8 protein-coding genes are annotated in these 11,715 nt (G+C 45.0%); 7 read left to right on the top strand and 1 reads right to left on the bottom strand.

The genetic code is table 11. The features are described from left to right. Positions 1-28: 28 nt before the first annotated feature. The 6 genes from ACP26M_RS24795 to ACP26M_RS24820 all read left to right on the top strand — a co-directional run bounded on the left by ACP26M_RS24795 (position 29) and on the right by ACP26M_RS24820 (position 9,542). Entirely contained in the window at positions 29-1,054 is a 1,026-nt protein-coding gene (locus ACP26M_RS24795) for a GntR family transcriptional regulator (protein ID WP_426584165.1), read from the top strand. A gap of 226 nt (positions 1,055-1,280) precedes the next feature. Then, positions 1,281-1,841 (top strand): RNA polymerase sigma-70 factor, encoded by a 561-nt coding sequence (locus ACP26M_RS24800; RefSeq protein ID WP_426584167.1) that lies wholly within the window; start codon positions 1,281-1,283, stop codon positions 1,839-1,841. A gap of 161 nt (positions 1,842-2,002) precedes the next feature. Then, complete coding sequence (locus ACP26M_RS24805) at positions 2,003-3,193, top strand: FecR family protein (RefSeq protein WP_426584169.1); 1,191 nt, start codon at positions 2,003-2,005, stop codon at positions 3,191-3,193. Positions 3,194-3,459: 266 nt separating this feature from the next. Continuing rightward, positions 3,460-6,741: a TonB-dependent receptor gene (locus ACP26M_RS24810; RefSeq protein WP_426584171.1), complete on the top strand. Its 3,282-nt coding sequence runs from the start codon at positions 3,460-3,462 to the stop codon at positions 6,739-6,741. A gap of 24 nt (positions 6,742-6,765) precedes the next feature. Further along, positions 6,766-8,559 carry a RagB/SusD family nutrient uptake outer membrane protein gene (locus tag ACP26M_RS24815; RefSeq protein WP_426584173.1) on the top strand — a complete coding sequence of 598 codons (1,794 nt, stop codon included), beginning with the start codon at positions 6,766-6,768 and terminating at the stop codon, positions 8,557-8,559. A 17-nt stretch (positions 8,560-8,576) separates the two neighbouring features. Beyond that, on the top strand, positions 8,577-9,542 hold the full coding sequence (locus tag ACP26M_RS24820) for a BT_3987 domain-containing protein (RefSeq protein ID WP_426584175.1): 966 nt from the start codon (positions 8,577-8,579) through the stop codon (positions 9,540-9,542). 9 nt (positions 9,543-9,551) lie between these two features. On the opposite strand, the gene ACP26M_RS24825 is transcribed toward ACP26M_RS24820, so the two are convergent. Then, the gene (locus ACP26M_RS24825; protein WP_426584177.1) at positions 9,552-9,716 is read right to left on the bottom strand and encodes a hypothetical protein; all 165 of its coding nucleotides are present in this window, start codon (positions 9,714-9,716) and stop codon (positions 9,552-9,554) included. A gap of 94 nt (positions 9,717-9,810) precedes the next feature. On the opposite strand from ACP26M_RS24825, the gene ACP26M_RS24830 reads away from it, so the two are divergent. Continuing rightward, on the top strand, positions 9,811-11,697 hold the full coding sequence (locus tag ACP26M_RS24830) for an SGNH/GDSL hydrolase family protein (RefSeq protein ID WP_426584180.1): 1,887 nt from the start codon (positions 9,811-9,813) through the stop codon (positions 11,695-11,697). The last annotated feature ends 18 nt before the right edge of the window (positions 11,698-11,715 follow it).

Here is an 11,715-nt window from a genome sequence, read left to right on the forward strand (position 1 = left end):
AAATCATGATAACTAAAAAATATCCTTCATGAAAAACTACCTGAAGATATTGCACCTTGATGATCACTCGCTCACGCCCTACCATCAGCAATTGTCTGATGGCATTATGTTGGCAGCTGAACGCGGTCAGATCCAGATTAACGATATACTGCCTTCTATCAATGATCTAAGTATAGCGCTTGATGTGTCGAGGAATATAGTTGCCAAGGCCTACAGTACGCTGAAGGAAAGGGGGGTAGTAGGTTCTGTACATGGCAAGGGGCACTACATAAAGCAAATTGAAACGGGACGTTCCCTGCGGGTACTAATGCTTTTTAATAAATTGAGCAGCCAGAAAAAAATTATATACGATGCTTTTGCTAATGCCCTTGGTGAAAACGCGCGTATAACTTTTTTCATTTATAATAACAATCTTACGCTATTTAAGAAACTACTGTTTGATAAGATAGACCAATTTGATAAGATAGTTATTGCGCCCCATTTCATTTGCAATGATGAGTTGCCTGCTGATGTGTTGAACAGAATACCCGAAGAAAAGCTGATCCTGATAGGTGGTTTTTTAGAAGGGGTAAGTAGGAAGTTTTCAGCTGTATATGAAGATTTTGAAAGGGATATTTTTGATGCTTTAAGCGGTATGATCAGCTATATCCGAAATTACCAGGCCATCACCATCGTGTTTCCAAAAGATAGTTATTATTCTACAGGAATACTGTTGGGTTTTCTGAACTTTTGTAAAAAAAATGAATGCCCTCATCGTGTTACACCCAGTGCCCGTAATGAAAAAATTAACAGGGGGACGTTGTACATCACGCTTACTGATGATGACCTTCTTGGCCTTATAGCACGGGCAAAGGCCGAAGAACTGACACTAATGGAAGACTTCGGACTTATATCCTATAATGAAACACCGTTCAAGCAATTTATACTTAACGGCATAACTACCATTTCTACAGATTTTCATTTTATAGGTGAGAAAGCGGCAGAACTGGTTAAATCAGGTGTGCCGCAATGGATCAAAGCTCCGTTTTATACTATAATAAGGCCCTCAATATGAAACATCAGTTCCTGGTCCGTCGAACCTTAAACAGTTGGGTACAGTGAAATGCTTATTAAAGATAATTTTGTAAAAAGACTTGTCCGCCCGCCTCGAGAACAGCCGTCGTAAGGGGACAGGGCATCATAACCAATTATAAATATTAAAAAAGTAGCTTGATGTTCGCAGATTGCGTGCGAATAGATGTTCAACCGGCATGTATGTCATTGTTTAAGTTTAAGCCGATATGATTACCCAGGTCAGAGATGAGGAGCTGTTGGCTTTGTTGCAAAACGATGACGAGGGCGCGTTTAGGGATATTTACAATAGGTATTGGAAAAAAATGTATATCGTCGCGGCCAATCGTGTTGACAATGAGCTGGATGCCGAAGAAATTGTACAGGATATTTTTACTGCATTGTGGGTAAGGCGCAAAACCATTGTGATCGAGGGTGACGGCCTCGGCAGGTACCTAACCGCATCTGTCAAATACCGTGTTATTAAAACATTGGGAAGGTATGCGCTTAAACAGAACTATCTGAATGCCGTACCCAAAGATTGTTGTATTGACAATTCCACACAAGAATGGCTCGCGTTTGAAGAGTTGAAAGATGAACTCGCTAAATATGTAAAACTCCTGCCCGAAAAATGCCAGCTGGTATTTAAAATGAGCCGTGAACTCGGCTACTCCCAAAAACAAATAGCAATCGAATTAACCATATCCGAAAAAACCGTCGAAGCGCATCTGCAAAAAGCCTTTAAGGTGCTCCGCTCCAAATTAGCGAGTATTTTACTGACACTACTCTAATCTTCGGCCTAAGAAGCACTTCCCGCCCCAAATGACCACGTTACAGCCGCATATCCTATATGCCGGCCTTCTTGTAACCGCTCGAGGCAATCGTTCGCAAAAAAAAATTAAAAGCAGTAGGGGATTTACCCGGGCAAAGGGATACATAATCAGAGCCAATTATGACAGACAGGAAGCGAATACTTGAACTGGCCACTAGGTGGCTTACCGGAAACATTACAACTCAGGAAAAGGAAGAGTTTGCACGTTGGTACAATAATTACGACGACAGCTTTTTTGATTCAACGGCCGACGCGGAGGACGCACTAAAAGAGCGTATGTTTTCGAAAGTTTTAAACAACAGGGAATTGTTGAACGATGACACAAAAAAATTACTGCAGAGAAATAAATGGCGATGGCCGGTAAGTATTGCCGCCTCTTTGCTCATTTTGTTTTCTGTTTTGTTAATAGGCTGGCCTTTTTTAAAGGGTAAAAAAAACAGCGGCTCCCAACAGCGGGTACCAACGTTAACCCTTGAAAACGGACAGGTTATCTTATTAAGCAGCCAACAAAAAGGAATTATAGCCGGTAAAAGCATTCGCTACTTTAGTGGCGATCCGGTGGCTTTAGCGGGTAAAAAGCCTCGTCTGCCCCAAGCAAAAGCAAGTGCCGACCAACTCTTGCAGTTATCAACACCGAAGGGATTAATTTATCAGGTAACCCTTCCCGACGGATCAGAGGTGACGCTCAATGCAGGCTCGGTGTTGCGTTACCCTTCACAATTTTCAGTTAATGAACGTGTGGTAGAGCTGGAAGGTGAGGCTTTTTTCGACATAAAGAAATTAATTAAACCCACCCCGGGCAGCCATCAAGACCGAATGAACGCTGACACGCGAATCCCATTCAAAGTTAGAACAGCAGGACAAATCATCGAGGTTTTAGGTACCAGGTTTGACGTGAACGCCTACATGGATGACCGGACAACACGAACTACCTTACTTGAAGGGCGCGTGAAAGTGTGGGCCGGTGGCCCCAAAGGCGCAACGGCTATGCTTTCCCCAGGTGAACAAGCTAAATCGGGCGGGAGTGACATCATGATCACTGACGTGGATGCTGAACAATTCATCTCATGGCGTAATGGATATTTCTATTTTGACAATGCCAGTGTGCCGGCTTTAATGGCGCAGCTGCAGCGTTGGTATGATTTCGACGCCGAATACGAAACAACCATTCCTGATCAGGTATTCTCCGGAAAAATCCCAAAGAATATAGGTCTTCAGCAAACCCTGGTTATCCTGAGGAAAGCCGGTATCAACGTTCGGCTTTTAGGCGAGCACCAGGTGGTAATTAATTCGCCCTTAAAAAACCAATAATAAAACCAAATCAATTTTATGAGCAAAATCAGAGACGGTTAAATCAAAAGAGCGAAAGAAAACAGGAGTGTTTAGACCACCCCCGTTTTCCGGATTCGCGATGTGCCGCCCACCAGGGACGACTTGTTAATGGAGTTATATGTCACTATCACCCCCAATTATGCAAAACTATGCAATTGAAAATTTTATTAAACTATCTAATCAAAAAATGTCCGGACCGTGCGAAGATCAGGCACGGCATGCTGCTCTTGCTTTTCTGTTCCGCAATGTCACTGGAACTTACTGCAAAAACTTTCGCGCAGCAAATATCCCTGCATCTCGAAAAACAGCCCTTAGGCAGCGTGTTAAAAAAAATAGAAAAGCAAAGCTCGTATACATTCTTTTACAATGCGAAAGAAATTGATCTAAAAGCACAAGTATCTATCAACGTAAAAAATACCGAAGTTATTCCGCTGGTTCAGACGTTGCTGGATGGGATGCCCTATGAGATAGAGGTGCAGGGCAAAGTGATCATCATCAATAAGCAAAAACAAACAACCTTGCCCAAACAGGCCAAACCTCAGCAATTGGCCATCAAGGCGCCACAGCAGGTTAGTGGACGCGTTATTGATTCGCTCGGTAAACCCTTGCCGGGCGTATCGGTAACCATCAAAGGGACTACACGAGGAACAATTACGGATAATAATGGTAATTACCGCATTATCGCAGGAGGCGACGATATACTCGTATTTAAAATGGTAGGGTTTATCATTAAAGAGGTAGGCGTTGGTAGCCAGGCCAGGATCGACATTATTTTAAAAGAAGAGGCTTCCGGCCTCAGCGAAGTTGTTGTTGTGGCTTTTGGCGCCCAGAAAAAGCTCACAACTATCGGCGCGCAGAGCACCGTCAAGGCAGAGGATTTAAAGCAACCTGTAGCTAATTTATCCAACCTGATTGCCGGTCGTATTGCAGGTATTGTTGGTGTTCAACGCAGCGGCGAACCAGGATACGACAATTCGGAAATTTATATCCGGGGAATATCAACCTTTACCAGCAGCTCTCCTTTAATACTGGTGGATGGTGTTGAACGATCTTTCAACAATATTGACCCGGAGGATATCGCCAGCTTTAGCGTGCTGAAGGATGCATCAGCTACCGCCTTGTATGGTGTCAGGGGCGCTAATGGTGTGATTGTTATACAAACCAAAAAAGGTCATGCCGGAAAAACCAAAATTAATGTACAGTATGACCAGGGCGTAACGGAATTTACCCGCCTGCCGCAGTTTGCTGATGGGGTAACTTATATGGAGATAGCCAATGAAGCTTATAAAAACAGCTTTCCGACCGATCCCAATCCCCGTTACACTGCCGAGCGCATAGCAGCAACCAGGGCGCAGTCAGACCCTGACCTGTATCCGGATGTGAACTGGATGGATGTGATTCTGAATCGGCGCGGACAAAACCGAAGGGCGAGGGTAAATGCCAATGGCGGTTCTGATAAAGCGCAGTACTACCTATCAGTTGGCTACTATGACGAAACGGGTATGTTCAAAACAGATGAACTCGCAAAGTATAATTCTACAATGAAATTCAGCCGGTTCAACTTTACTTCCAACCTTACCCTGAATGTTACCAGAACCACTAAAGTTGACTTCGGCGTTTCAGGCTGGATTAGCAATGGTAATTACCCGGGATCAGGGACCGGCAGTATATTCAATGCTGCTTATGTATTGACACCTGTCACCATCCCTGTGCGTTATTCTAATGGGTTATTCTCTAAGATCCGTACCGGCGATGTCGATAACCCCTATACAATTCTCACACAATCGGGTTATGCAACGGAATTCAGGAGCCAATTGTGGAGTAATTTACGCCTCACCCAAAACCTCGGCTTTTTATTGCCCGGACTTTCCATAACAGGCATGTATTCTTTTGACAATTATAACAGTCATCAGATTTCCCGCACCAAATCGGTAGACGGCTTCCTGGCCACAGGACGGAATGCCACCGGCGAGTTGACATTTGAGCAAACACAAATAGGTACCAATTACTTAGGCTATAGCAGAAATAACGGGGGGACCAGGCAGTTCTATCTTGAAGGGGCTATTAATTACACCAAAACCATTAAGAAAAATGATATTTCGGCCATGGTGTTGTACAATCAATCTGACCGGGTTGATGCCTTCGCGGGAGATTTCATCAGTTCAATACCTTACCGTTACATGGGGCTTGCAGGCAGGGTGACTTACGCGTTTGACAATAAGTACCTGGCCGAAATAAATTTTGGTTACAACGGCTCTGAAACTTTCGCACCTAAAAAAAGGTTTGGTTTCTTTCCGTCATTCGGCTTAGGCTGGGTTGCCTCCCAGGAGAAGTTTTTTGAACCGGTAAAGGATATCCTTTCCTTTTTGAAGCTCAGGTTCTCTTATGGCACAGTGGGCAACAGCAATATAGGGGGCAGGAGGTTTGCCTATATCAGCACCATAACCGGACAAGGAGGCTATAACTATGGGCAAAATAATATCAACAACAATATAGACGGCCTTAATTTCGGCGATTATGCGGTTGATGTATCCTGGGAACGGGCCACAAAATATAACCTTGGTATAGAGTTTAAAACATTGCACGACGCCTTATCCGTTACCGCAGACGTATTCCGGGAAAAAAGAACGGGTATATTCAGGCAGCGCGGTGATGTCCCCTTATCGGTTGGTATCCCAAACCTGCCTTACGCAAACCTCGGCAAAGTCAACAATACCGGTGTAGATGCAACCATTGATTATCAGCAAAGTGTCGGCAGCGTTACACTGGGTATAAGAGGTAATATTAACTGGAACAGGGCTATAGTCATTGATGATGCCAACGCTCCCTGGCCTTATCCCTGGCAGCAGCGTATAGGTCGTAAACTGGGCCAGCGGTTTGGTTATATCGCTACAGGGCTCTTTCAGTCGGACGAAGACGTGCGTAACAGTCCTTATCAAACCGGTATTAATAAGCCAGGAGATATCAAATACAAGGATCTGAATGGGGATGGCAAAATAGACTCTTACGATCAGGCCCCAATTGGCTATGGCAGCATTCCCGAGATTGTTTATGGCTTCGGCCCTACAGTAAGATGGAAAAACTGGTCGCTCGCCGGTTGGTTCAAAGGGATAAGTAATGTTGATATTTTGCTGAATGGCGATGGCTTACAACCTTTCAGGCTTGGAGGTGAACGCGGCAACCTGTTCAAAGCTGTTACAAACCGCTGGACACCGGAAAACCCGACCAATAATGTGTTGTATCCGCGATTGACTTACGGAAACGACAATATGAACTATGAAACCAGCAGCTGGTGGACAAAGAACGGTTCTTTTTTGCGCCTGCAGACCGTGGAGTTAAGTTATGATTTCGCCAATACAAACTGGCTATCTAAAATCGGCGCATCTAATTTAAATGTCTATTTTATTGGTTACAACCTGTTCACAGCAAGCGAGTTTAAGCTATGGGACGTTGAGCTGGGAGATGGCAGAGGCTCGCAGTACCCACTGTTGAAAACCTACAATCTTGGATTAAGATGTTCATTCTAACCGCCAACCTCTAACACAAAGAAAATGAATCGACAAATAAAACTTATTCTTATACTGCTCTTATCGGGCGGGATTTTAAATACAGGCTGTAAAAAATACCTCGACCAGGTCCCTAATGACCGCATCACGATTGAAGAGGTATTCCGAAAAAAAGCATCGTCGGAGCAGTTTTTGGCAAATGTTTATAGCATTGTGCCCGATGAATCCAACGCGATAGACGGTTTTCCTATGGTGGGCTGTAGTGACGAAGCCGACCTGACCTGGGCAGGTGGGCCGAATTACCCTGTAAATATCGGTAATCTGAACCCTTCCAATGTGATCTTTGACCGGTGGGGTTATTACTACCAGGGTATCAGGTCCGCAACATATTTCATGAACCACATCAATGAGAATGTGGAGATCAGGGCGCTTAACGGGCAGCAGCTTATTAACCAATACCAGGCGGAAGCACGCTTCCTGCGTGCTTATTTTTATTTTCTGTTAATGCGACAATACGGCCCGGTAGTGCTTATGGGCGAAGATGTTACCCCGCCAGACGCTGTAGCCTCGCAGATGCAGATTGCAAGAAGCCCTTTTGACGACTGTGTGAATTATGTGGTTGGCGAATTGGACAAAGCAGCCGAAGTATTGCCACTGCAACCACAACGCAACGGGCAGGCAAGTGACGCGGAATACGGACGTATCACCAAGGGTATTTGTTTGGCTGTAAAATCCAGGCTCTTGCTCTACGCGGCAAGTCCGCAATACAACGGAAATACAGAAGTATCATCTTTTAAAAACCAGGATGGCAAGGTGCTGATCTCGCAGACCTATAATGCGGAAAAATGGAAGAAAGCAGCCGACGCTGCCAAGGCCGTTATTGATCTGGGATTATATTCATTATATAAAGACCCTTCAGGGAACCCTATCAAGTCATTGGACGGTTTGTTTTTCAACAGCTGGAATTCAGAACAGATATTTGTGAGGAAGGGCAATGACCTTGGAAGATGGGATGTTCACTGTACCCCAAGGCAGGCCGGCGGATGGTGCGGCCTCGCGCCAACCCAGGAGAACGTTGATGCGTATTTCATGGCAGACGGCTTGTTACCCTCAGAGTCGTCATTATATTCGGAAACAGGTTTTACCAGTGTAAATGGTGTTCAGGTTTACAATATGTTTATGAATCGCGAGCCGCGTTTTTACCATGATATAACGTATAATAACAGCATCTGGCAGGGAGGGACGATGAATGCACCCGCACCTATTACATTTTACGTTTCCGGTCCCAACGGGAGGAACGGGCATCCGACTGATTTTTCTAAAACCGGTTACCTGATCCGGAAAAACGTCGGACCGCAGACTAACGTTGGTGCGGGGGGCAATGGACAGGTGCAATCACGTGTGCTGATATTATTTCGCTTAGGCGAGATTTACCTGAACTATGCGGAAGCATTGAATGAGTTTCAGCCAGGATCGTCAGAGGCGCTTACTTATTTGAATGCAATTCGTGAGCGTGCCGGTATCCCCCAGTACGGTTCCGGGCCCAACGCCTTGCCAATACCGGCCGGTCAGGCAGCTATGCGTGCCAAAATTCGCGCTGAGCGCCGTGTTGAACTGGCTTATGAAGGGCACCGTTTTTTTGATATCAGGCGCTGGAAAATCGCTCCCCAGGTTATGGGAACCATGCACGGCATGGATATCAGCAAAGACGGGAATGACTTTTATAAACGGGTAGCTACCGCTACACCTCACCTTTTCCGACAGTCATACTACTGGTGGCCTATTACTCAATATGAGATGGACAGGAACAGGTTGCTTGTACAAAATCCATGGTGGTAAATCAAATTTTAAATCAAATGAAAAAAAATAATTATGGCAAACTGATCATTGCAGCTTCGCTTGTCATTTTTCAAAGTTGCAGGAATGATGTTGTTCTCCCTCCGCAGGACGAATCAAGCTATAACCAGATCTACATGCCCCAGGCGGTGAATGGTCTGGTTAGCAGTACGCTGGAAGTTAAGGCGACAGAGCAGTTCCTGGTTTACGGCGCAAATTACGGCGGTAAAGGTTATCCCGGCCAGGATATTAAGGTGTCTTTTAAAGCAGATACCGCTTTAGTTGCGAGTTATAATACCGCGAATGGTACATCTTACCAGGTGCTACCCCGGCAATCGTATAACTTTAGCGCAACAGAGGCAATCTTGAAGAAGGGGGAACTTGCTACTCAACCTTTAAAGGTTACTATTCAAACTACGGGTAATAATGCTATACCAATGTTCGTAAACTACCTGTTGCCTGTTACCATAAGCGCTGATTTCAAGATCAATCAAAAACTCCGGACAACTTATTTTCTTGTAAGTTCCGAACCGAGCATAGCAGATTATCCGGATTATGACCGTACGGGATGGTCTGTCGTTGACTTTTCATCACAGGAATCATCAGGCGAGGGCCCTAATAACGGGCGGGCTATATTTGCACTGGATAACAATGTCAATACCTATTGGCATGCTCAATGGACCGGGAGCGGCAGTGTTTTACCGCACTACGTAACGTTCGATATGGGCACTGTTAAATCCCTTCATGGGTTTAATTTTACCCAACGGCAAATAAACGGCGATGGAGGGAAAGCCGACTCAGTAGAGATACAAACCAGTGTGGATAAAATCAACTGGGCAAGAGCCGACGGTTTTCATTTACAAAGTGTGCAAGCGCAGCAAAAGAAATGGCTTTCCAAATTCACAGATGCACGCTATGTTAAATATGTCGTTATCAGCACCCATGGCGGGGTTTTCAGTAGCCTGGCAGAATTTGGTGCTTTTTAAAAGCAAACTTTAACCTCCCTGTTTAATATCAACAAGCAATGTATCAGCCTGGCCGGATGTCTGTACCGGCCAGGCTGTTTGCGGGAATAGGGCTGCCGGCGCGATCACTATGTTTTTTATGCTGAAACACTGCGGTACAGTTTTCCCGCTTCTATCCTTTATATTTGATTTCATTGCAAAATTGGCGGATTTCATTGCTCATAATGATTTTACAGGCATTGAATTTTTACCTGCACAGATGCATGTAACGCTGCGATCTTTCTATAATATGAAAAAGATTCTTATAGTAGTACTTTTTATTTTCTTTATGTGCTCATTCCAGGAAAGGGAGTACACATGGATTGCCATTGGAGATTCCATTACCTACCTGAATGATCATCTTGATGAAACCGGGAACAGGGTAAAAAAGGGGTACCTCACGCGTGTAGTAGAGTCAATGCCCCACTTTAGGTATGTCAATCAGGGGCACAATGGTTGGACATCGGGCGGAATAGCCGAAAATATCGGGAGCCTGGGCTTGTTTAAAGCTGATGTTTATTCGGTTTTTTTAGGTACCAATGATTGGTGGCAAGGCAGGCCCGTTGGAAATATGGATGACTATAAGCAAAATCGGGGCAATACAACCGCCTATGGCTCTTACAGGATCATCATCGACAAAATACGCAGCTTAAACCCGGAGGCGAAGATCATCATGATCACACCCATGCAGCGCAATGATTTTGTGTATATCGCCGATCCGAATAATAACGCCTACGGGTCCTATCGAAACAAAAACGGGCAATCGCTGGAGGAGTTTGCCAATGCTGTAATCGCTATCGGAAAGTATGAACGGCTAGCAGTAGTTGATCTATATCATGACCAACAACTGGGTATCGAAAAACTGGTTCATTATAAGCGCCTGAAAGATCCGGGGAAAGGAACTTACAAAGACTTCGTTTATCCCCGGTCGGTTGACATTCCTTTTGATCCCAAAAATGACGAATATCCTTACCCGCCATCAGCTGTCAATATCACTTATGATGGCTTGCATCCGTCGGATAAAGGAAATGCGGTTATTGCGAACGCGCTTTGCGCTGCGTTTAAACAACTGGGTTTGGCTCCCCGATGGGACGGACTGATCGATTTGAAAAAATACAATGAGCCATTCTGGGAAGCGGATACCATTACGGATGAAAGCATACAGATCATCAAAGACGGGAATGATGGCAGAGGGGCACTGCTTTTCAGTCCTAAAAAGATTCTGTCTGTAAAATCAACCGACCAGAGAATCACTTTTATAAAGGGGAAAGATTGGCGTTATGGCGATGAGAAGATCAGTATTACGAAAGGCTCAACGATTCCTTTTTTAAAACGGGAAGATCTCGTATTCCGGGATAGTAAACCCGGATTATCTATGAAAGGCAAAGTGCCGGGTTCTTTTGTGCTGTTTAACGAAAATGCCTATTTCAGCAGCAGGCAGATTTCAGTAACTTATATTCCCGAAAAAAACCGGAAATGGAACGGCCCGGTCCCTTCTTTTCAGGTAGCAAACCTACCCTCGGCAATTAAAAAACTGGAGACCAAAAAAGGATTGGACATTGTTTTTTATGGTAATAGCATAGAAGCCGGTTACAATGCGAGCGGTTTCGAAAACGTGCCTCCTTACATGCCTGCCTGGCCGGAGCTGGTCGTCTATCGTCTTCGCGGCGTTTACGGCGCGCCGGTTACCTATCATAATACGTCTGTGCCGGGTAAGCTGGCCATGTGGGGGTTGGATTCTGTGCAGAGTCGCGTGTGTGCCTATCGGGCCGACCTTGTCATCATCGGCTTTGGCATGAACGATGGCAGCGAAAATGTATCGCCAGTGCAATACCGCGACCAAATCAGCGGAATCATCAATGCGGTTTGGGCAAATAAGCCTGATACGGAATTTATCATTATAGCTCCCATGCTTGCTAATCCCGATGCTGTACAATCCGGGCTACAGGCAAACTATAAGACCGAGTTGGAGAAACTCGTTAAAAAAGGAATTGCCTTAGCCGATATGACGGGCGTGCACGCAGAATTGCTGAAGCATAAAAGTTACCAGGATATGACCGGCAATAATGTTAATCACCCCAACGATTACCTTGCGCGCTGGTACGCTCAAATAATCAGTGGTCTTCTGATCAAATAGTTCGCTTTACTTATATAA

The organism is Mucilaginibacter sp. R-33 (genome assembly GCF_049949235.1).
In the GTDB taxonomy this organism is placed as follows: Bacteria; Bacteroidota; Bacteroidia; order Sphingobacteriales; family Sphingobacteriaceae; genus Mucilaginibacter.